At 38.3% G+C, this 22,042-nt stretch carries 27 protein-coding genes; 18 read left to right on the forward strand and 9 right to left on the reverse strand.

Features of this window, described 5'->3' with window-relative positions; all coding sequences use genetic code 11:
* The first annotated feature begins 453 nt into the window (after positions 1 to 453).
* From efp (QF042_RS01155) to QF042_RS01170, 4 genes are all read left to right on the forward strand, one after another.
* On the forward strand, positions 454 to 1,014 hold the full coding sequence (efp, locus tag QF042_RS01155) for an elongation factor P (protein WP_307524502.1): 561 nt from the start codon (positions 454 to 456) through the stop codon (positions 1,012 to 1,014).
* 132 nt (positions 1,015 to 1,146) lie between these two features.
* On the forward strand, positions 1,147 to 1,707 hold the full coding sequence (efp, locus tag QF042_RS01160; protein ID WP_307524504.1) for an elongation factor P: 561 nt from the start codon (positions 1,147 to 1,149) through the stop codon (positions 1,705 to 1,707).
* Between the two features lie 116 nt (positions 1,708 to 1,823).
* Complete coding sequence (locus QF042_RS01165; RefSeq protein WP_307524506.1) at positions 1,824 to 2,384, forward strand: 5-formyltetrahydrofolate cyclo-ligase; 561 nt, start codon at positions 1,824 to 1,826, stop codon at positions 2,382 to 2,384.
* Between the two features lie 10 nt (positions 2,385 to 2,394).
* Positions 2,395 to 2,553: a hypothetical protein gene (locus QF042_RS01170; protein ID WP_307524507.1), complete on the forward strand. Its 159-nt coding sequence runs from the start codon at positions 2,395 to 2,397 to the stop codon at positions 2,551 to 2,553.
* Positions 2,554 to 2,681: 128 nt separating this feature from the next.
* Here QF042_RS01170 and QF042_RS01175 read toward each other — a convergent pair whose 3' ends face one another.
* From QF042_RS01175 to QF042_RS01190, 4 genes are all read right to left on the reverse strand, one after another.
* Complete coding sequence (locus tag QF042_RS01175; protein ID WP_307524509.1) at positions 2,682 to 3,641, reverse strand: formimidoylglutamase; 960 nt, start codon at positions 3,639 to 3,641, stop codon at positions 2,682 to 2,684.
* Positions 3,634 to 4,875 (reverse strand): imidazolonepropionase, encoded by a 1,242-nt coding sequence (gene hutI, locus QF042_RS01180; protein WP_307524511.1) that lies wholly within the window; start codon positions 4,873 to 4,875, stop codon positions 3,634 to 3,636. Before hutI ends, QF042_RS01175 begins: the two co-directional genes overlap by 8 nt.
* A gap of 76 nt (positions 4,876 to 4,951) precedes the next feature.
* Complete coding sequence (locus QF042_RS01185; RefSeq protein WP_307524513.1) at positions 4,952 to 5,719, reverse strand: exodeoxyribonuclease III; 768 nt, start codon at positions 5,717 to 5,719, stop codon at positions 4,952 to 4,954.
* A gap of 309 nt (positions 5,720 to 6,028) precedes the next feature.
* Entirely contained in the window at positions 6,029 to 6,757 is a 729-nt protein-coding gene (locus tag QF042_RS01190) for a peptidylprolyl isomerase (protein ID WP_307524516.1), read from the reverse strand.
* Positions 6,758 to 6,851: 94 nt separating this feature from the next.
* On the opposite strand from QF042_RS01190, the gene QF042_RS01195 reads away from it, so the two are divergent.
* From QF042_RS01195 to QF042_RS01230, 8 genes are all read left to right on the forward strand, one after another.
* Positions 6,852 to 7,253: a hypothetical protein gene (locus QF042_RS01195; RefSeq protein WP_307524518.1), complete on the forward strand. Its 402-nt coding sequence runs from the start codon at positions 6,852 to 6,854 to the stop codon at positions 7,251 to 7,253.
* A 160-nt stretch (positions 7,254 to 7,413) separates the two neighbouring features.
* Positions 7,414 to 7,950 (forward strand): heavy-metal-associated domain-containing protein, encoded by a 537-nt coding sequence (locus tag QF042_RS01200; RefSeq protein WP_307524520.1) that lies wholly within the window; start codon positions 7,414 to 7,416, stop codon positions 7,948 to 7,950.
* 1 nt (position 7,951) lies between these two features.
* A complete protein-coding gene (locus QF042_RS01205) occupies positions 7,952 to 8,764 on the forward strand; it encodes a hypothetical protein (RefSeq protein WP_307524522.1) in 813 nt (270 codons plus the stop codon).
* A gap of 86 nt (positions 8,765 to 8,850) precedes the next feature.
* Positions 8,851 to 9,354: a DUF3347 domain-containing protein gene (locus QF042_RS01210; protein ID WP_307524524.1), complete on the forward strand. Its 504-nt coding sequence runs from the start codon at positions 8,851 to 8,853 to the stop codon at positions 9,352 to 9,354.
* Positions 9,354 to 9,917, forward strand: coding sequence for an AraC family transcriptional regulator (locus QF042_RS01215; RefSeq protein WP_307524526.1), 564 nt, complete (start codon positions 9,354 to 9,356; stop codon positions 9,915 to 9,917). The genes QF042_RS01210 and QF042_RS01215 overlap by 1 nt, the downstream gene beginning before the upstream one ends.
* Before the next feature lie 199 nt (positions 9,918 to 10,116).
* Complete coding sequence (locus tag QF042_RS01220) at positions 10,117 to 10,689, forward strand: YceI family protein (RefSeq protein ID WP_307524529.1); 573 nt, start codon at positions 10,117 to 10,119, stop codon at positions 10,687 to 10,689.
* A 120-nt stretch (positions 10,690 to 10,809) separates the two neighbouring features.
* Complete coding sequence (gene ygiD / locus QF042_RS01225) at positions 10,810 to 11,634, forward strand: 4,5-DOPA dioxygenase extradiol (RefSeq protein WP_307524531.1); 825 nt, start codon at positions 10,810 to 10,812, stop codon at positions 11,632 to 11,634.
* Positions 11,635 to 11,793: 159 nt separating this feature from the next.
* The gene (locus QF042_RS01230) at positions 11,794 to 12,513 is read left to right on the forward strand and encodes a heavy-metal-associated domain-containing protein (RefSeq protein WP_307524533.1); all 720 of its coding nucleotides are present in this window, start codon (positions 11,794 to 11,796) and stop codon (positions 12,511 to 12,513) included.
* Between the two features lies 1 nt (position 12,514).
* Here the strand turns inward: QF042_RS01230 and QF042_RS01235 are convergent, their stop codons facing one another.
* The 5 genes from QF042_RS01235 to QF042_RS01255 all read right to left on the reverse strand — a co-directional run bounded on the left by QF042_RS01235 (position 12,515) and on the right by QF042_RS01255 (position 15,787).
* Positions 12,515 to 12,928, reverse strand: coding sequence for a PIN domain-containing protein (locus QF042_RS01235; RefSeq protein WP_307524535.1), 414 nt, complete (start codon positions 12,926 to 12,928; stop codon positions 12,515 to 12,517).
* Positions 12,925 to 13,164 (reverse strand): DUF6364 family protein, encoded by a 240-nt coding sequence (locus QF042_RS01240; protein ID WP_307524536.1) that lies wholly within the window; start codon positions 13,162 to 13,164, stop codon positions 12,925 to 12,927. Before QF042_RS01240 ends, QF042_RS01235 begins: the two co-directional genes overlap by 4 nt.
* A gap of 91 nt (positions 13,165 to 13,255) precedes the next feature.
* Positions 13,256 to 13,732, reverse strand: coding sequence for a DUF6265 family protein (locus QF042_RS01245; protein WP_307524538.1), 477 nt, complete (start codon positions 13,730 to 13,732; stop codon positions 13,256 to 13,258).
* Entirely contained in the window at positions 13,729 to 14,253 is a 525-nt protein-coding gene (locus QF042_RS01250) for a YfiT family bacillithiol transferase (protein WP_307524539.1), read from the reverse strand. The genes QF042_RS01245 and QF042_RS01250 overlap by 4 nt, the downstream gene beginning before the upstream one ends.
* A gap of 136 nt (positions 14,254 to 14,389) precedes the next feature.
* Positions 14,390 to 15,787 carry an aldehyde dehydrogenase family protein gene (locus QF042_RS01255; protein ID WP_307524541.1) on the reverse strand — a complete coding sequence of 466 codons (1,398 nt, stop codon included), beginning with the start codon at positions 15,785 to 15,787 and terminating at the stop codon, positions 14,390 to 14,392.
* Positions 15,788 to 15,975: 188 nt separating this feature from the next.
* Here QF042_RS01255 and QF042_RS01260 point away from each other — a divergent pair, with 188 nt between their 5' ends.
* The 6 genes from QF042_RS01260 to QF042_RS01285 all read left to right on the forward strand — a co-directional run bounded on the left by QF042_RS01260 (position 15,976) and on the right by QF042_RS01285 (position 21,883).
* Positions 15,976 to 17,163: an FAD-dependent oxidoreductase gene (locus QF042_RS01260; RefSeq protein ID WP_307524543.1), complete on the forward strand. Its 1,188-nt coding sequence runs from the start codon at positions 15,976 to 15,978 to the stop codon at positions 17,161 to 17,163.
* 180 nt (positions 17,164 to 17,343) lie between these two features.
* A complete protein-coding gene (locus QF042_RS01265) occupies positions 17,344 to 19,728 on the forward strand; it encodes a prolyl oligopeptidase family serine peptidase (RefSeq protein ID WP_307524545.1) in 2,385 nt (794 codons plus the stop codon).
* Between the two features lie 281 nt (positions 19,729 to 20,009).
* Positions 20,010 to 20,642 (forward strand): peroxiredoxin, encoded by a 633-nt coding sequence (locus tag QF042_RS01270; RefSeq protein WP_167295933.1) that lies wholly within the window; start codon positions 20,010 to 20,012, stop codon positions 20,640 to 20,642.
* Positions 20,643 to 20,656: 14 nt separating this feature from the next.
* Positions 20,657 to 20,965, forward strand: a complete 309-nt coding sequence (locus QF042_RS01275) for a co-chaperone YbbN (protein WP_025141703.1) — start codon at positions 20,657 to 20,659, stop codon at positions 20,963 to 20,965.
* The gene (locus QF042_RS01280; RefSeq protein WP_307524550.1) at positions 20,965 to 21,213 is read left to right on the forward strand and encodes a hypothetical protein; all 249 of its coding nucleotides are present in this window, start codon (positions 20,965 to 20,967) and stop codon (positions 21,211 to 21,213) included. The genes QF042_RS01275 and QF042_RS01280 overlap by 1 nt, the downstream gene beginning before the upstream one ends.
* A gap of 370 nt (positions 21,214 to 21,583) precedes the next feature.
* The gene (locus QF042_RS01285) at positions 21,584 to 21,883 is read left to right on the forward strand and encodes a hypothetical protein (protein WP_307524551.1); all 300 of its coding nucleotides are present in this window, start codon (positions 21,584 to 21,586) and stop codon (positions 21,881 to 21,883) included.
* Positions 21,884 to 22,042: the final 159 nt, after the last annotated feature.

Raw genomic sequence — 22,042 nt, forward strand, 5'->3', positions numbered from 1 at the left:
ATTTTGAGATTCACAAATTATACTTACCTTTGCACCACCAAAAAGAGAAACAATTATTTAATTTATCTCTCTAAGTAAAAGATCATATTTTCCGTGTTTCGGAATCAAAATATATAGCCCGTAAAAGGCAAAGAGTTTTTCATAGTTTAGTTTGAGGTTTAGGTTGATTATGCCTTTGGAGTGGTTCCCAAAGGCATTTCTTTTATACAGAGGTTTTTTTATTGTTTGTCCCATATTTTATGCATTGCACAGCCGCTCCTCCATAAACCCGATTGCACGAAAATACTTTTTGATGCACAGCCTTTTATCAGTTCTGCACCTACAAACACAAAAAGATTTGAGAAAAAGCGGGACTATCGTACCCGATTAATGCTGGTTTTGCTTTTCAAATCTGTATGCATTTTTTAACTTTGATTTTTAATCCACAACAAAAACAATATTCACAATTATAAAATGGCAAAGGCATCAGAAGTAAAAAGCGGAAATGTGCTTCGTTTTAACGGAGAGTTGGTAAGTGTAGAAGAGTACATTCACCGTACTCCAGGAAATTTAAGGGCTTTTTATCAGGCCCGAATGCGCAACGTAAAAACTGGAAAAATTGTAGAATACCGTTTCCGTACCGATGAAGAGGTAATAATTTGCCGCGTAGAAACCAACGACTATCAATATCTTTATGAAGACGGCGACTATTTGGTGGTGATGGATAACAACACTTTTGAACAGTACAATATCCCTAAATTGCTTTTTGGAAACGCTATTAAGTTTTTAAAGGAGGGCATGAATGTTACCATCGCTTTTGAAAGTGACGAACCTATTGTTGCCCAGTTGCCTAATAGCGTTGAACTGGAAATCACCTACTCAGAACCTGCTGTAAAAGGCGATACCTCTACCAGTGCACAAAAATATGCCACCGTAGAAACTGGTGCCGAAATCAGAGTTCCGCTGTTTATTAATCAGGGCGATAAGGTGAAAGTTGATACCAAGACCGGTGAATACATGGAAAGAGTAAAATAGCATAATATGAAGGTTTAAATTTCCTTAAACCCTAAGCCTTATACCTTAAACCTTTATAGGTTTTTATCAAAATAATTTTACCTTTGCCGTCACGAAAAACTGAAATACAAATCCAATTTAGGATAATACAATATGGCAAAAGCATCAGAAATTAAAACAGGTAACATCCTTCGTATAAACAATGAACTGGTTACTGTTGACGAATGGAATCACCGTACACCAGGAAAAGGCGGAGCATTTTACACTGGTAAATTCCGTAACATTAAATCGGGCAGAATTGTTGAGGCACGTATGAATACCGACGAGGCTGTAGAAATTTGCCGCGTTGAAACCAACGATTACCAATACTTATATGAAGAAGGTGACTACTTGGTGGTAATGGATAACAACAACTACGAACAGTTTAACGTTGAGAAATCACTATTTGGTTCGGCTATTAAATTCCTAAAAGAAGGGATGAACATTATTGTTTCTATGGAAAGCGATGAAGCAATTATGGCTCAATTACCAAACTTTGCTGAATTCGAAATTACCTATTCGGAGCCAGCTGTTAAAGGCGATACTTCTACAAACGCTTTAAAAGCAGCAACACTAGAAAATGGTGTTGAAGTTAAAGTGCCAATGTTTGTAAATCAAGGCGATAAAATTAAAATTGACACCCGTACCGGCGAATACGTTGAGCGTGTAAAGTAATTTTAACTCATTTTTTTAAAGCCTCTAAAATTAATTTTTAGAGGCTTTTTTTGTTTTCTCAAGACCTATAAGGTTTCTGAAACCTTATAGGTCTGTAAAATATTTACCTTTGTAGTATGTTAAAAGCAGAAATCAGAAAGCAAGCCCTACAAGACAGGTTGTTGCTAAGCGACACAGAATACCAGGAACTAAACGAAGCGCTTTTAAAACAGTTTAAAACACTCGATTTTAGCGGAATTAAAACGCTACACATCTTTTTGCCAATTAAAGAAAAAAAAGAGCCCGATACTTTCCTGCTGATTGAGTGGCTCAACCAAACCAAGCCTGAGATTAAGATTATTGTACCAAAAGCTGATTTTGAAACAGCTTTGATGACGAACCACGAATACCTTGGTGTAGGCGACCTGAAGAAAAACCTATACAATATTCTCGAACCGCAAAAGGGAAACCTCCATGAAGGCGAAGTGGATCTGGTTGTGATTCCACTTTTAGCTTTTGATAAACAGGGTTACCGCGTAGGTTATGGAAAGGGCTTTTACGATCGTTTTTTACAGGATATAAATGCTCAAAAAATAGGCTTATCTTTGTATCCTGCTATTGAAAAAATCGATGATGTGAACGAACACGACATCAGGTTAGATTTTTGCATTACACCTAAAGAAATTATAAAGTTTTAAGCTTACCATCATGCTACAAGAGATCGTTATCAAGACCGAAAAACAGTACGAAGACAACATGATTGCGGTATTCGAATTACAGGAAAAGGAAGAATTAACCGCTGAAGACCTGAAACAGATCGAGCTGATGCTGAAGGCTGGTGAGAAATATGAAGCTGAATATTTATAACAATCGTCATCCTGAACTTGTTTCAGGATCTATTCACAAGAAATTCACCTAACACAAAAGATGCTGAAATAAATTCAGCATGACGCCAAAGGGAATATACCGTGTTTTCTGTGCCTCCGTGGCTGAGCCTAAGAAATATATGCCTTAATAAAATCACTCACCAGATAAGCTGCCAATTTAGACGTTAACTTACTCACCCTTCCATCCAACATTCGGGTTGCGCCTTCGCTTAGGTGCAAATAGGAAAATTTCTTTGCGCTGGTTAAAATCAATTTTCTAATATCATTAACGGCAAAACCAGATGGTGTTTCGGCGCTCGAGATCACATTTTGAATACAATCTAAATCTATTTCCAAACCTGCAACCGATCCTATTTCATTCACCATGTTAGTAAAATCAGCTCCAGTTAAAACATCGTCAAAAAACACAGCCTTAAGCTTTGGATTAGAGTCTATTTGATTTAAAATAGCTTCATTATTATAGTTTTGATGCAAGCCATACATACAATAATTATTGAGATAATTTTCTTTTAGTGCGTAAGAGAATCCGTTTCCACTATGTCTACCCTCCAATTCTCTTAAATCAGCATGCGCATCAACATTCAAAACAGCTATTGGGAATTTATGCGCTAAGGAAATACCTTTAATTATCGGATAAGCATTATTGTGCCCACCACCAATTACAATAGGTATTTTACCTGCAGCTACAATTTTCTCTATTACCGGATAAACCAGGTCATCAATCTGCGCTACTTTGTTTCTCAAGCCTTTTACAGAAGAATCTTCGGGCTCATCGATTTCGAAATGGCCTAAAACCAAAATTTCTTCGCCATTTAAAAAGCGGTTGCTTTGGATATTTAAAAAAGCTACCAAAGCTGGTTTCCACATAGAGGCTGCACCTGCAATACCTAAGTTTGCACGTACGCCAATATCTTCCGGAATGCCTAACAATACAAATTTCGCATTTGCGCCTTCCAGTTCATCCCATGAGGATAAAACAGCAACCCTTTCACCCAGTTTGGTTTCGCCTTCACGAAGGATAATCAGATGATCGATGTCGCTTTGCGAATATATTTTAAGGTTATCCATTATAAATTTCACCGTTTAAAATAACAGTTTCTATTTGCGTTTCGCCAAAGCTATATGGCAAATAGGCAATCGAAGGCATCGGTTTAGTAATAAACAGGTTCGCTTTTTTACCCACAGTAATGCTTCCATAATTTTCACTGATCTCCATGGCAGCTGCACCGTTTAATGTTGCAGCATTGATCGCCTGCTCTGGGAACATTTTCATTTTAATACAGCCAAGCGAAACCACAAAATTCATATTTCCAGAAGGTGTTGAGCCAGGATTGTAATCGGTAGCCAAAGCAACAGGTAAATCAGCTTTAATAAAGCTTTTAGCATCAGCAAATGGAATACCCAGATAAAACGAACAAGAGGGCAACAATGTTACAATAGTATCGGCATTTCTTAATGTATGGATGGTTTCTTCATTGCTTTCTTCAAGATGATCAACAGAAATCGCCTTGTTTTGCACAGAAACCTCTACTGCCCCTGAAACAGAAAGCTGATTGGCATGCACTTTTGGTTTCAACCCATATTTTGCGCCAGCTTTTAATACCTGATCGGTTTCTTCAACAGAGAAAAACCCTTTTTCGCAAAACACATCAATATAGTCGGCAAGTTTTTCTTCTGCTATTTGGGGCAGCATTTCATTAATAATTAAATCGATGTAACCCTGATGGTTGTTTTTAAACCCGGCCGGATAAGCATGAGCGGCTAAGAATGTTGCCTTTATGGGAATCGGAAACTGATCTTTCAACCTGCCGATGACTTTAAGCATTTTGATTTCACTTTCTGTAGTTAATCCATATCCACTTTTTATTTCAACAGCTCCTGTACCCTGGAGGATCATCTGCTTTAACCTAACAGATGCGTGTTCAAACAATTCATCTTCTGAAACCTTTTGGAGTTTGTCGGCAGAATTTAAAATCCCACCTCCTGCAGCGGCAATTTCTTCATAGCTTTTGCCCTGGATTTTCATTGCAAATTCTTCCTCGCGCGAAGCAGCAAAAACAATGTGTGTATGGCTATCACACCAGGAAGGAAAAATATATCTGCCATCTGCTGAGATTTGAGAGGAGAGATTTGAGATATGAGACGGGATTGAATCCATCTTACCAAAATCTTTAATCAGATCATCTTCAATTAAAAGCCAGGCGTTTTCGAGAATAGGTAACGAATCTAATTCGCTGCCACGGAGCACTAATTTATCTTTGGGATGTAGGCCTACGAGGCCCTTTATGTTTGTGATTAACATTTGGTTAGGTTATGGTTAATTGGTTAACTGTTTAAATCGGTTAATCGCGAATAACAAGACCGTTAAATCATAAAAATTAATCGAGCTCTAAAAGAACCGGACAGTGATCTGAATGTATCGCATCGGGTAAAATTCTAACATTTTTCAGGCGGTTTTCCATAGGCTTGGTGGCCAAATGGTAATCGATCCGCCAACCCAGGTTCTTCCCTCTCGAGCCCGCGCGATAACTCCACCAGGTATAATGGTGCGGATCTTTATTAAAATGACGGAAGGTATCAATAAAGCCATTATCCAAAAATAACTGCATCCACTCCCGTTCCTCGGGTAAAAAGCCCGATGAATTGGCATTCGATTTTGGATTATGGATATCTATGGCGGTATGGCAGATATTGTAATCGCCGCTTACAATTAAGTTTGGGATCTCTTTTCGCAACGCTCCGATGTAGACATCAAAAAACCGCATAAATTCATACTTTTTAACCTGCCGCTCATCTCCGCTTGAGCCAGACGGCATATAGAGACTCATTAAAGAAAAATCATCAAAATCGGCCCTTAAAATCCTGCCTTCTTTATCTATCCACTCCTCACCACAGCCAAATTCTACATGGTTGGGTTTAATTTTCGATAAAATAGCTACACCACTATAACCTTTTTTTTCGGCAGGGAACCAAAAATGGTGGTAGCCGAGTTGCTCAATCAAGGCAATAATTTCTGGAATCTGCAATGGCAAAGCCTTTACTTCTTGCAGGCAGACCATATCAGCATCTGTTGCCTGTAGCCAGCCAAAAAAGTTTTTGGTACTTGCCGCCCTAATCCCATTAACGTTATAGGAAATGATTTTCATTCAGTAAATTTCAAGTGTTGTGGGCGGTAAATTTAGAAATTAATTGAATAAATGCTTAGTAATTGAGATTCAATTAATGAGACGTAGTCGGAAACTGGTTTTAGAGATAAGGCCAAGCGGTCGTCACCCGGAATTTATTTCAGGGTCTTTACAGATAAACACTATAACACACTATCAATGACAGACTGCTATAGAAAAATCGTCATCTCGACTGTAGCATAGCGAAATGGAGAGATCTATATAGATTTCTCGACTGCGTTGCACTTCGCTCGAAATGACGATCCCTTAAGGCTTATAAATGAAATTCGCTTAGAAACCCATAACCATTTTATCTTTCAAAGAAGCCTGCAGCAATTGTTTCTCTAACTTTTTCGCCGCTCTTCTTTTCAAAATCGTAACTTCCATTTTCACATCTTGCTTTGGGCGGTTATTTTTATCAGTTACCAGAACGGCTATTTTATCCACCATGTCCAAGCCAACCACAATTTCACCATAAACAGTGTAATTTCTATCTAAATGAGGCGTACCGCCTATCGTTTTATATACTTCACGCTGCCACTCAGGGATTTTGAATTTCAGGCGTTTTTCCTCTACATTATCCAGTTGCTGGTCGGTAAAAACTTTTCCCTGAACCAGGTAAAACTGGCTCCCACTTGAGACTTTGGCCGGATTAACCTCATCACCTTCCCTGGCCGCAGCCAAAACGCCTTTTTTATGAAACAGGCTATCATTAAATTCAGCAGGGATGGTGTATTTTGGTCCACCCTCGCCTAACAGGGAGTCTGGCCTGGCATTTTTAGAATCCGGATCACCACCCTGGATCATAAAATCTTTGATCACCCGATGAAATAAAACACCATTATAATAGCCTTTTTTAGTCAATTTCAAAAAGTTATCGCGATGTAAAGGCGTTTGATTATATAGCTTAACAATACATTCTCCAAATTCGGTTTTAATGCGTACATATTGGTTTTTAGGCTTTGCCGCAAAGGCTGAAAGTATCGAAAAAGTACAGAGAAATAATAATATTTTCTTCATTAGATTGGTGTTTAAGGCTAAAGTAAGCTAAAAAATGAAATTCAATAAATAAATGCTAGCATTATTCAATATTTTTTACTTTACCTTTGTATCAATGAAGTTAAAACAAAAAATAGCACTTTCTTTGGCTGTATTTTATGCAGTTAGTGTTATGGGTTTGGCTTTAAGTCTCCATTTCTGTGGAGGCAAACTAGAAAATGTTAAACTTTTCAGCAATGAAGTTTCCTGCAAATTCTGCAAGGAAATTCCAGCCGAAAAAAAAGATGATGGTTGTTGCAAAAACACCCAGGTAACGGTTAAAGTTAAAGATAGTCATCAGGCAGAGGCGCAGGTACAAATGCCGAAGTTATTTTCTATCCAACTTTTTCTTCATCCTCCGGTTTTAGAATTTCTAAGTAACATTACGCCAAAGTTTTTCAGTAAAATTTCGAATAAAGCTCCGCCGCTCTCCTCGCGGATTGCCCTGCATATTTTCAATTGTATTTTTAGGAATTAGGATTTTTAATCTCTTCGTCATCCTGAACTTGTTTTACAAGCAGAAGTAGCATTTTTAATTGCCTTGTAGCTACTCCGTGGTCAGGATCCATTTTGCTATGCTCCTGGAATGAATCCAATGGAGACGATAGCTTAAAAAATTATTCTAATCCAAAAAAATCATGAAAGCAATAAAAATATTCAGCATTATTATGCTGTTCTTCGTCGTTAATGTTTCGGCACAACAAATATCTTCAGCAGATTTACAGGTAACAGGTTTAACCTGCTCTATGTGTTCCAATGCAACACAAAAGTCGTTAGAAACCCTAAGTTTTATCAGTAGTGTAAAACCCGATTTAAACAAAAACATCTTTGTTTTAACTTTTAAAAAAGATGCCAATATCAATCTTGATCTGGTTCGAAAAAAAGTCCAGGATGCTGGTTTTTCAGTTGGTGGCTTAACCGCAAACTTCAATTTTAACCAGGTAAAAATAGACGATAAAGGTCAGGCAGTTGTTGATGGCAATGTGTACCGTTTTGTAAATGCTAAAAGCAAAACACTTAATGGAACTGTAAAAGCCAGTATAGTGGACAAAAATTTCATCTCAGGTTCAGCATTTAAAAAGCAGGCCACAACTGCTAATTCTGATGCTTATGCGAGTGGCACTGGTGTCGTTAACGGAAAAAAAACGCGTATTTACCACTTAGTTCTTTCTTAAAATGAAAAGGATATTCGTATTGGCGCTGATGATTATCTGCGCCTATACAAATGGTTTTGCACAGGAACTATATGTATTTACCGAGCCTGCCAGTAATATGCCGACCAAATCGATTGGTGTAAGGATTACGAATGAAGGCATGTTCAACAATCCTGGTTTTGTAAGCAGAACCATTCCGGAAGTAATGATTGGCTTTAATAAAAACTTAATGACCCATGCGCAGGCGTTTCTTTCCGATATGGATGGAAAGTACCGTTTAGAAGGGGGGAGTTTTTATGCAAAGTACCGGTTTTTATCCTTAGATGAAGCACATAGCCATTTTAGAGCGGCAGCATTTGGCCGGATCAGCACAAGCAAAAGGCCAACGTACACAAGGGATATTAACCTTGAAGGCGACAATAGCGGTGTACAAGGCGGATTAATTTTTACGCAACTTTTGCATAAACTGGCACTATCATCAACTTTGGGTTATGCGCATGCTTTCGAAAACAGCGACAGGCAAATTGCCGGAATGCCGCAACCTAAAAACATGTTATCGTACAGTTTATCGTCGGGTTATTTGGTTTTGCCCGTGGTTTACAAAGATTATAAGCAGCCTAACTTTAATGTATATTTAGAGCTACTGGGCAAAACCGATCCAGGTAGTGGCCAATCGTACTTAGATATTGCCCCTGCTATACAGATGATTTTGAACAGTACTACGCGGATCGATTTAGGCTACCGCTTTCAGGCGACTGGTAATATGGATAACCGGTACACCAAAAACATGTATCTGCTTAGGGCAGAATTTAATTTCTTTAACGTTTTAAAATAAATAACATGAAACCATCATGGTTTTTCAGATTAATTTAATCGAATTAAAACCATGACCACTTCACCATCATTAAAATAATATAAAAGATGAAAAAAATATTGGGAACAATTGCCATCATAACTATCGCAACAACAGCTTTCACTTATGCACAAAGCAAAACAGATGTAGCCTTAAATCAGGTATTAACCGCTTATTACGATGTAAAAAATGCCTTAGCCACTGATAAAAAAGACTTAGCTATCGAAAAAGTAAAGGTTTTATCGGCAAAAGTAAATGCGGTTAACCATAAAGATCTACCTGCTGATCAGCATAAGGTATTTATGGAACAAGCGGGCATCATTAAAAGTAAAGCCGCTCAACTTGTGGGTTCGAATGATATTAAAACACAGCGAAAAGCTTTCGAAGGTATTTCTTATGCCATGATCAAAACTTTAAAGAGTTTAAAATTTAATAGCCAAACGGTTTATGTTCAACATTGCCCAATGGCTAAGGCAAGCTGGTTAAACGAAAAGGAAAACATCGAAAATCCATATTATGGAAGTATGATGTTCGATTGCGGGGATGTTGCTGAAACTATAAAATCAAAATAATGAAACTGCATATCAAAAACATGGTATGCAACCGCTGTAAAATGGTGGTTAAAGCTGAGCTGGAAAAGCTCGGCTTTAAACCATTATTGGTTGAACTTGGCGAAGTTACCCTAGCCGAAAATATTTCTGCGGAAGATAAAATCAAAATAGCAGAGCGCCTGACTCATTTTGGCTTCGAGCTGCTAGCGGACAAGAAAACGCAGGTTGCAGAGCAGGTTAAAACGGCTATTATTAATCTGGTACATTATACCAAAGAGCCATTAAAAATTAACCTTTCAGCTTATTTAAGTGAGCAATTAAAGCTAGAATACACTAACTTAAGCAGTATTTTTTCAGAAATAGAAAATCAAACCATTGAGAAATATTTCATTGCACAAAAAATAGAAAAAGCCAAAGAAATGCTTACTTACGGCGAACTTACGCTTAGCGAAATTGCTTATCAGCTAAATTACAGCAGTGTTGCTCACCTATCAGCACAATTTAAAAAAGTGACCGGAATTACGCCTTCCGCTTATAAGGCCACATCAACAGACAGCAGGAAAACGCTGGATGAGGTGAAATAGTTGATGGCTCATGGTCGATAGTCTATAAGCCGTATACTACCTCAAATTTCTTATCATACGTCAAGACTGATCGGCTGATAATCAACTACATTTGTATCTAAATAAATTCACTAGATATGAAACCATCATGATTTTTCAAACCACATAGTGGATGAATAATCTGATAGCTTCATCACAATTAAAACTAAATTATGTACTGATGAAAAAATTATTCTTATTTCTGATCGCTACCTCAATTAGTGTAGCATCATTTGCACAAACAAGCTGGAAAATAGATCCTATGCACTCGTTCGTTAACTTTTCGGTTAAACACATGGGCATTTCTTTTGTAGATGGTTCTTTTAAAAAATTCGACGGATCGGTTACGGCTTCCAAACCAGATTTAACGGATGCTAAAATCAGTTTTACTGTTGATGTAAATAGCATTACTACCGGTGTTGACATGAGAGATGGTCACTTAAAAACTGATGATTTTTTTAACGTGGCGACTTACCCTACCATGAAATTCGAAAGCACGTCTTTCAAAAAATTAAACGGTAACAATTACGAGCTAAGTGGAAAATTAACCATCAGAGATGTAACCAAAGATGTAAAATTTGCTGTGGTTTATGGTGGCACGGCTAAAGATCAACAAGGAAACACTAAAGCTGGATTTGGTGCTACAACAACCATTAACCGTTTAGATTATAACATTAAATATGATCCAACAGGCGCTGGTGTGGCAAAAGATGTTTCCATTAAATTAAACCTGGAGTTTGTTCAGGGAAAATAATTGATAAGAGCGTCATTTCGAGTGAAGCGCAGCGAAATCGAGAAATCTAGCCTGCCACGGTTTATAAGCTTTAAAGATTTCTCCACTTCGGTCGAAATGACGATCACTTAATAGAAAATCATGTCTACACTATCCCAATTCAGGAACTTCACTCAGCGCTTACCTCAAACCGAGTTGATGCCAACACTTTTTATTGGTCATGGCTCGCCAATGAACGGTATCGAAAATAATGAGTTTAGCCAGAGTTGGGCAGAATTAGCCAGGAATATTCCTGTTCCAAAAGCCGTGCTGGTAGTATCAGCGCATTGGTATACTCATGGCACTTTTGTCACTGCGATGGATTTTCCAGGCACTATTCACGATTTTGGTGGTTTTCCGCAAGCACTTTTTGATGTTCAATATCCTGCCCCGGGCGATCCTGAACTAGCCGCCGAAATTCCGAATTTAATTCACTCCACTCCTGTGGGTTTAGACCACGATTGGGGTTTAGATCATGGCACCTGGACAGTGGTAAAACACATGTACCCAAATGCAGATATTCCTGTTTTGCAACTCAGTATCGATTATACCAAATCGCCTGAGCAACATTATGAAATTGCAAAAGAAATTTATGCGCTTCGTAAAAAAGGGATCCTGGTTTTAGGTAGCGGAAATATGGTGCATAACCTGCGCATGTTAAGCTGGGACATGATTAATGGTGGTGGTTATGATTGGGCGATTGAAATGAACGATAAGTTTAAAAATTTAATTGCCAACGGCGATCACCAACCTTTAATTAATTACCGTAACCTCGGCTCCGACGCAATGTTAGCCATCCCTACCCCGGAGCATTATTTGCCACTAATTTATACCCTTGGGATGAAAAACGATAAAGAAGAAATTTCTTTTTTTAATGATAAAGCAATTGGTGGTTCATTAACTATGACATCGGTTTTGGTAGGATAAAAATCACTGTCATGCTGAGGCACGAAGCATCTGCAGCCGATGAAAAAGATTCTTCACTGCGTTCAGAATGACAGCGGCCGAAAATTCTATAAAACTTTATGATTATTCTGTAACGCTTGTCGCAGCATGAAGCTGTAAATTTGTATAAAGAATTTAATCATGACACACACCTATCAACTAACAGGCATGACTTGTGGCGGTTGCGAAAATAAAGTAAAAAGTAACCTGCTTGTTTTACCAGAAGTTACCGCTGTTGAGGTTTCGAAAGACACCAATTCGGCTACCATCAGTATGGATAAACATATCAGCTTAGATACGCTTCAACAAGCCCTGGGCGGATCAGATAGTAAATATCAGATTTCTGCAGCCCATCACAACGAAACATTGGAGGAAGCAAAGTCATGGGCCGAAACCTATAAACCTATTTTGTTAATTTTTGGTTATGTTACCGCAATTTCGTTAATCGTTTCGTGGCAAGGCAGCGGCATTAACTTCATGGTGTTTATGCGCATTTTTATGGCTGGTTTCTTCCTCACCTTCTCTTTCTTTAAAATGCTTAACCTGAAAGCCTTTGCCGAAAGTTATGCCATGTATGACATTGTAGCCAAAAAACTTAGTGCATGGGGATATATCTATGCTTTTATTGAACTTGGATTAGGGCTGTCTTTCGCTTTAAACTTATCTCCTGTTGTTATAAACTGGGCTACGCTAATTGTAATGACCATAAGCATCCTTGGTGTTTTGGAAAGTGTTTTAAACAAGAAAAAGATTCAGTGTGCTTGTTTGGGCGCTGTTTTTAACTTACCCATGAGCACCGTAACCATTGTTGAAGATGCCATTATGATTGCCATGAGCGCAGCAATGCTGATTTTGATGTAAGTTATATTTTTGTAAGCAGCTCATCTGGTGGAAAAACTGGAATTTCAGAATCTTTGAAATCTTTAATGTTTCGGGTAACAATGTAATCCAGTTTTTCAATATTATAAGCGCAAAGCATTTGAAGCGCATCTTCAAAATCCTTATGTTTTGACTTCAAACCTTTCTTAATAATATCTTGATCAATTGCAATAATCTGAATATAGTATAAAACGTTATAGATTACATCCCTTAATTTCTTTTCTTCTAGATGTTTCTTAAGTAGATAATGGGTTGTTGCGATTGAATGAGAGGAGGTAAATAATTGCACCTCATTTCGCTCAGCCCTTTCAAAAATTTCAATAGCAAATTTACTGAAAGGCTTTCTATCGGCGATTAAGTCAACGATGATATTGGTATCAACAAAAATCTTTTTCATAGATGTTTGCCTTCAAAATAATCACGAAGTTCGGTCTCTTCGTCAAAATCATCAGGTAGTTTCACCGCTCCTACAATACCTCTTAACTTTGATGAAACAATAGTCTCCTCATCAAGTGTTATAGTTTCTAAATACTTTTCAACCAGCTCGGACAAACTTCTCCCTGTATGCCTTGCATAGGATTTAGCCTTTTCGATGGTCGATTTTTGAACAGTTAAGGTTAATTTCGTTGTCATTACACGTGTGATTTATTCAAATATACGTATTATAACCTAAAAGATCAAGAAGGCTACTTTATTGCAATTTTATTAATCCATATAATATAAACTATTGCCGTTTGTACCTAAACTCTGATTTTCGGCTTTTGCCATTAAGCTCGCCTTCAATCCAGGCGAGCAAATCATTTTTGCCCTGATTTTGGTAAATTATTCGCTGTGGAAAATCATGAGTTTTGTCTTCGAAAACATAGATTTTATTCTTTGTAGAGATCAATTTGAAACAAGTCTCTTTTCCTTCATTCTGCCCCGTTACAGTTGAGCAATAAAAAGTATCTTTTCCGATCTTTTTAATCTTAAGGGTTTCGGTAAGCAAACTATCACCTTTGGCATTTATTCGATAGCTTTTGCCGCTGAGTGTTTCATCCGGATTATGCTTCCACTGTTCTATAATTTTACCCTTAGCGGTTTGCATTTCCCATGAGCCTAGAACAAAAGCAAAGGTTTTTGACGGCTCTTTTTGTGCGTGGGCATTAATTGAAAAGCCAACCAGGAATAAGATTATGAAATTTAATATAGGTCTTTTCATTTCGCTATCGTATTGGTAATGTGTGCCAAATGGTGCTTTCCATGCCAGGCGTACATACCCAACATATTTGCTAAGGTAAGTTCTTTTCCCTGAGCCGGATGAATATATTTCCTTTGGTAATCTTCTGGTTTTAATGTTCTCAAAAAAGCAACCCAACGTTGATGCAAACCAGTTAACAAATCAACAGATAGTTTGATATTTCCGTTTTTGGCTTCCTCTGTTTCGGCCCAGCGCTCTTCGTAATATGGCCTGATTATAGGAACATCTTCAGTAATGGCTTGCTTAAAACGGATGTAGGCATTGATATGACTATCAGGAATATGGTGCACCACTTGCCGTAAGGTCCATCCCCCAGGGCGGTAAGTTTGATTTAATTCTTCATCGGTTAAGTTTTCTGTCGCATCTTTAAGTTGATCCGGTAAAGCCTCAATTTCCGAAATCCAGGTATCAATCTGTTTCTGATCAAAAATTTCCGGCATCGAAAACTGACCGATGGGATATTTAAGCTGTTCTAAATCCATGAAACCAAAATAAGGAGAATTATCGGATTTTTAACCGCAAAGATCACAGAGAGGAAGTCGCAGAGTACGCAGAGTTGGGCGCATACTGTAAACACAAAATCTGTGTATATCTCCCTAGATCTGCGGGATACTAAATCTACATTAATTTCTTTAGCCACTTCAGCAACCCCATTTTTGATGTGTAAGGTGGATAAATCATTTTGGTCAATCCTAACTTCGGCTGAAAAACCACTGCCCGCTCATGCGAAAAAGTTTTGAAACCAAAAATACCATGACAACTACCTATACCACTATTATTAGCCCCACCAAAAGGCAAATTAGGATTACCGATATGGACCAAAACATCATTTACACAGGTTCCGCCTGCACTTGTTTCGGTGATAATTTTATTTTGATTCTGTTTATTGCCTGAGAAAATATAAAGCGCCAAAGGCTTTTCTTTCCTGTTCACAAAATCAATTGCTTCCTGTAGATTATTGTAAGCAATAACGGGTAAAACCGGACCAAAAATTTCTTCCTTCATAATCCTACTACTTTCAGTTACTGCAGTTAAAAGCGTTGGTGTAATGGTTAAATCCTTTTCATTCGATTCTCCGCCAAAAGCCAATACCGCTCCATCAGCAACAACCTCTTCAATTAATTTATTTAAGCGGTTAAATTGCTTTAGGTTAATGATTTTGGCATAATCACCTTCGTTAATTTCCGCTTCGTTAAAGAACATTTTTCGAACAGCTGCCTCATAATGCGTTACAAAATCGTCGAGCCTGTTTTCTTTAATTAATACATAATCTGGGGCAATACAGGTTTGTCCGGCATTAACCAATTTGCCCCAGGCAATTTTTTCTGCGGCTTTTTGCAGGTCACAGGTTTCATCTACAATCGCTGGAGATTTACCACCAAGCTCTAAGGTAACTGAGCTCAGGTTTTTTGCCGCAGCTTCCATCACCACTTTACCGATTGCGGTACTTCCTGTAAAAAAGATATGATCGAATGGGAGCTTCAACAATTCGGTGGAAACGTCAGCATCGCCTTCAAAACAAGCAATTTCTTTTGCCTCAAAAGTATTTGAAATTAATTTATTGATCACGCCCGCCGTTGCTCCACTCAGTTCAGACGGTTTCAGCATTACACAATTCCCCGCAGCTATTGCAGAAATTAATGGACTCATGATTAACTGCAGTGGATAATTCCAGGGTGCTATAATCAAACAAACACCCTTTGGTTCGTAATAGATTTTGTTCCGGGCGAAAAGATTACTCATGGTTCTGCTTGCCGATTTTGGTTTCATCCAGCCGCGCAGTTTTTTTATAGCGTGATCTATTTCTGCATAGGAGAAAAACAACTCGGTTACCGCGCTTTCGAAACGATTTTTGCGCAAATCGGATTCTAATGCGGCATATATTTCCGCTTCAGCTTTTTCTAAAGTGCGTTTCAACAACTTTAACTTTCCGATACGGGTTTTAGCATCCGTTTTTCGCAGTTCAAATTTATATTGCTGTTGTAAATCGAAAACTGATTTTATCTGTTCTTCCATAATTAACAACGGCTAACAATTTTTACCATACAAGCAATTTAAGAAAATATAAGGTTAGTGAAGTTATATGAAAATCAAACGATTAATCAAACTAGCTAAAGTTGTGCGTTAAATTTAGTTAAAATGCATCCATTTCATTAAAAATTCATTCATTTAAAGCATATTGCAGCAAATTTTAATATTCACAGATGAAAAGATTGTTTTTCGTTTTCGCATTCATAATTCCCTTGGTTATACATGCTCAAACCTTAAAAACAGATGTACTGGTTATTGGCAGTGGCGATGCCGCCTATTCAGCAGCTTTTCAATCGTTCAAATCAGGTGTAAAAACCATTCTCCTCACACAAAAAGAACAGCTTGATCTTAAGAAAATTTCGGAGAGCAAATCTAAAGAAGCAATTGCTTTTTATCAGCTTTTTTTAAAGAGGGAGATTGAAAATGCCAAAAACTTAGACACACCGAAACCCAAACCTGATAAAAAGAAAACTGTAAAAGTGACGGTTGATAGCATACAGCTTTTAAATGTAATCAACAATATCCCATACACCGAAATTAAACGTTCAGGTAGTGGCTGGGAAGTAAAACTCACCAAAGATAAAAGCATTAAGGCAAAAGTCCTGATTATGGCCGATAATCCAGAAAAATTAATGGCTGCATTAAAAATTACCAGCTTGAATCCTGCATCTTCAGTTCCATTAAACTATAGTGAAAACCTATACAGAACCTCAATAGCGAACATTTCTTTGAACAGTGCGGGTTTTCTATCATTATATAACTTACTTATCCCAAATCAGGAAAACCTCTTGTATATTCCTGCCGATCAGTTTGAAATCGGGCCCGCTGCCGGAGCAACCGCTGCTTATGCCGCTTTTTTCGACACAAAAACCAGCTTATCGAACCTAAAAAGGATTCAGGGCGAGCTACTTAGCTACAAACATGCATTAATGCCTTTTGAAGATGTAAAAGTGACTGATTCTAATTGGCTGGCTATTCAAAAAGTTGGTGTAACAGGCATTCTTAAGGCCGAAATAAAGCAAGATAAAGCCTATTTCAATCCCGAAAAAGAGGTTACACACGATGAAATTAAGCAGCCAATTAAAGATTATTATTACAAGGCTCAGATCTGGTTTGATGACCATCAGAATATCCCCATTACTTTAGAAAACACCATTGCTTTGCTTTGTTATGTGGGCAATAAATCGGTTGAAGCAACCAAAGCCGAACTGCAAAAAAAGTGGAACAAAAATTACAGGTTCACCTCTAAATACGAGCTTAAAAAAGTGCTGACCAGAAGGGAATTTGCAGTAATCATCAACGAGTATCTAAAACCTTTTGACGATGTGAATGTAGATAAAACAGGAAGGGTAATCCGTTAACCTCTCCCTATGTAAGTTGGTGCAGCTACTTCCGCTTTCGTGCCCCTCTCCTTAAGGAGAGGGATACAACAGCCTTTGCTGGGTACTCACCGACTTAAATAGGGTGAGGTGTTGTAACATTTCCATTTCCTTCAACAATTAGTTTGCTCTTTACCTAAATTGCAGCCAAACCTAAAATTCATGAAGAAATATTTACTTTTCCTTTTGCTTTGCACGGGCGAATATACTTTTGCACAACAACTAGCACCCTTAACCGTCGAAAAGATAATGCGCGATCCAAAGTGGATGGGTGTTGCACCAACTAATTTCCGTTGGACTGCAGACAGCAAAACCCTTTACTTCAACTGGAATCCCGAAAATAAAGCTAAAGAAGAATTATTCAAAGTTTCAGTTACATCTACCAAACCTGTGAAAGCAGTGGAAAAAGAAGATGAAAAGCTTTTAAGTTTAAACTATACCTATAATACTGACCGCTCGCTTGGTTTAATAGAAAAAAGCGGCGATATCTACTTACAGAATTTCAAAAGCAATAAAGAAACCCGGTTAACCAGTACACAAGAGAGAGAGAACAACCCGGTTTTTTTAACCAATGGAAATGTCGTTTATCAATTGGGCGATAATTTATTCGAAGTTGATCTAAAATCTGCCGAAACCAAACAGCTAACCAACTTTGTTAAAGGTAAAAAAGCAGGCCGACCAGAAACCAAACCCGTTACCGAGCAGGACAAATGGCTGAAAGCACAGCAGACCGAACTTTTCGATATCATTAAAAAGAGAAATGCTGAAACCAGAAACAGTTCGCGGGCAGGAAGGGGCCGGTCTGGTGTAGCTGCAGGAGATACAAAACCATTAAAAGAACTTTATACCGAAGATAAATTTTTAAACGGCATAACCATTAGTCCCGATGGACACTTTATCACTTATAAACTCACCCCTCCGGCACAGAATAACCACAGTACAATCGTTCCAAACTATATCACTTCTTCGGGTTATACAGAAGATATTCCGGGAAGAACCAAGGTTGGAGAAAATGAAAATATCTCGCAGGGTTTTATATACGATACCCAAAGAGATACCGTCTATAATATTCAAACATCAACCATTGCAGGCATAAAAGACATCCCTGATTACTTAAAAGATTATCCAAAAGAACTCGACACCTTAAAAAAGAAAAATGCAGATAGACCGGTAAATCTCTTCGGCCCGTTTTGGAACGATAACGGAAGTATTGCGATTGTTGTAGCAACATCTACCGACAATAAGGACCGCTGGATTTTAAAATTAGACGCCTTAACTGGAAAATTCTCTACCATAGACCGCCAGCATGATGAAGCCTGGATTGGTGGTCCGGGCATTAGTGGTTTTTACCAGGGCAATAGTGGATGGATCGATAACAACCGTTTTTATTATCAGAGCGAAGCTACAGGATATTCGCACCTTTATATCGCCAATATTGCTTCTGGCGACAAGAAACAACTTACTTCTGGTAAATGGGAAGTACAGTCTGTACAATTATCGAAAGACAAAAACACTTTTTATTTTAAAGCAAATAAAGAGCATCCTGGTATTACCAATTTTTTTAAAATCGCTGTTAATGGTGGCGAACCTGTGCAGATTACCAGCATGAAAGGCCTGAATGATATCACCCTTTCTCCTGACGAAAAATACATCGCCATTAATTATTCCTTTATGGATAAGCCTGGTGAATTGTATCTCCAGCCGAATAAGGCTGGTGCCAAAGCTGAAAAAATTACCCAGTCTACTTCAGCAGAATTTAACTCCTACAAATGGCGTCAGCCAGACATGGTAAGCTTTAAAAACCGTTATGGCGCAGATGTGTATGCAAGGGTTTATAAATCGGATAATCCACATCCTAACCATCCAGCTGTAGTTTTTGTACATGGCGCCGGTTATCTTCAAAACGTTCACTTTGGCTGGAGTACTTACTTCCGCGAGTTTATGTTCAATAATTTACTGGCCGACAACGGTTACACGGTGATTGATATTGATTATACCGGAAGTTCTGGTTATGGTCGCGATCATCGCACTGGTATTTACCGCCACATGGGTGGAAAAGATTTAACCGACCAGGTGGATGGGGTTAAGTTTTTGGTAGAGAAATATGGTGTTAATCCTCAGCATGTTGGTTTATATGGCGGCTCATATGGTGGTTTTATTACGTTGATGGCGATGTTTAACGAATCAGATGTTTTTGCCAGCGGTGCAGCTTTACGTTCGGTTACTGATTGGGCACATTATAACCACGGTTATACTTCAAATATCTTAAACGAACCTTATAACGATCCGATTGCCTACAAAAGAAGTTCACCTATCTACTTCGCTGACAAGCTAAAAGGCAACCTTTTAATGGCGCATGGTATGGTTGATGTAAATGTTCACTTTCAGGACATTGTGCGCATTAGTCAACGCTTTATAGAGCTGGGTAAAAATAATTGGGAACTTGCCGTTTACCCCGTTGAAGACCACGGTTTTATTGAGCCCAGCAGCTGGACAGATGAATATAAAAGGATATTTAAGTTGTATGAGAATACGTTGAAGAAGTAGCCTCCCTTAAGCTGGTCGTCATCTCGACTGAAGCGTAGCGGAACGGAGAGATCTATCTAGTTAGATTTAGCTTCGCTGAGCACTTCGTGGTTCTCGACTGCGTTGCACTCCGCTCGAAATGACGACAAAAGGCACAAATAGCACACGACTATAATTTAAGTCAATAATATAGTTTTCATCTATATCGTTATCAATAAATACAATTAACAATTAGTGAAACGGGGTTGCTTGACACCTGTTTTAGCCTTACCTTTGCAGTATAAAATTAAAGACAAAAAATTATGGCAATAGTAGGCAAAAAATTCCCAAGTGTTAGTATTGATGCAATGTCAGACATGGGTGATGACTTGAAAATCAATGTATTTGAAGAAGCTGTAAACAAAAATAGCAAAGTATTATTATTCTGGTATCCAAAAGATTTTACTTTTGTTTGCCCTACAGAATTACACGCTTTCCAGGCTGCTTTACCTGAGTTTGAAAAAAGAAATACAATTGTAATCGGTGCATCTTGCGATACCAACGAAGTTCACTTCGCATGGTTAAATACGCCAAAAGATAACGGCGGTATTGAGGGTGTTACTTACCCGATCTTAGCCGATACACACAGACAGTTATCTGGTATCTTAGATATTTTAGATCAGGAAGTGAACTATGACGAAGAAGGAAACGAATCTTTCTCGGGTTCTAATGTAACTTTCAGAGCTACTTATTTAATCGACGAAACTGGTAAAGTTTTCCACGAAAGTGTTAATGATATGCCATTAGGCAGAAACGTTAAAGAATATTTACGTTTAATTGATGCTTACACTCACGTTCAAAAACATGGCGAAGTTTGTCCTGCAAACTGGGAAGAAGGAAAAGAAGCAATGAACGCAAACAGAACTGGCGTAGCTGAATATTTAGCCGCTAACTAATTAAACAAAACGTTATGTTTTTAGAATTAACAGAAGACAATCTTCAACAATATTTGGCCGATAACTCAAAGGTTATGGTTCAGTATGCTGCATCCTGGTGTGGAAACTGCCGGATCATGAAACCTAAGTTTAAAAAACTGGCTTCAGAAAATGAAGATGTAGCTTTCTTGATTGTTGATGCCGAAAAACTTCCAAACTCACGCAAATTTGCAAACGTTGATAATTTACCAACTTTTGCAGCTTTTGAAGGCGGCAGCTTGGTAGATCAGGTGCAAACCAACAAAGCAGAAGGTTTAATTGAACTATTTAACAAGATAAAGTAATGAAGATTCCGGTAATAAGACAATTATTTCAAAACACCACTCCGGCACAACTGGAGACAACTTTGGAGGTTTTAGAAGCATTTTGCGAATTTAGAGGTGTGAGCGAGCACGAAGTTGATGTTGTTGGCGAAATGATTACCAATATTTGTGGTGCACTAGAAGTACATCAAATGGTAAGTGAAGGTGCTGCAGAAAAGGATGCACTAAATGCTTTCGGCCAAAAGGTAATGGGTTCGATTGATCGATAATCATCTTAAAGCTTAATCTGGCTTTTCAAAATACAAAACCCCTCGTAGATGGAAATCTGCGAGGGGTTTTTGTTTCTTATTTTTCGTCATTGCGAGAAGGCTTTTTCAGCCCACGAAGCAATCTTTCCTGTTGTTATAAGTGTTGATTTTTTTGGAAAGCAAGGTTCGGTTTTTCATCGGCTACATCAGCCCCGCTTTCCCTGCTGCCGATAGAAAACCTGTGAAACAAGCAAGCATACTATAAGTAAATAAAAACAGATGCTTAAATCGGCATTCGTCCAATCGGGTTTAGGTGACAGGGTCTGTCATTCTGAACCGCAGTGAAGACCTGCGAAGCAAGAATGAACACCTTTAAAAACCTTAGCACTAGATGAATAATCTGCAACCTAAGACCCACAGGATCAAAGACAAGCAGCCAATTTCCGTATCGGCTACCATGCAAAAGATTCTTCACTGCGTTCAGAATGACAGCATTAAAATTAAAAAGGGGGTTTTTGTTTCTTATTTTTCGTCATTGCGAGAAGGCTTTTTCAGCCGACGAAGCAATCTTTCCTGTTGTTATAAAGTGTTGATTTTTTTGGAAAGCAAGGTTCGGTTTTTCATCGGCTGCATCAGCCCCGCTTTCCCTGCTGCCGATAGAAAACCTGTGAAACAAGCAAGCATACTATAAGTAAATAAAAACAGATGCTTAAATCGGCATTCGTCCAATCGGGTTTAGGTGGCAGGGTCTGTCATTCTGAACGCAGGGAAAATCGACAGCCCTTCCTGCGTCTCGCTGAATTTATTTCAGCATCTATTTTGTTATTAAGACCCTGAACTGAATTCAGGG

Source organism: Pedobacter sp. W3I1, assembly GCF_030816015.1.
GTDB lineage: Bacteria > Bacteroidota > Bacteroidia > Sphingobacteriales > Sphingobacteriaceae > Pedobacter.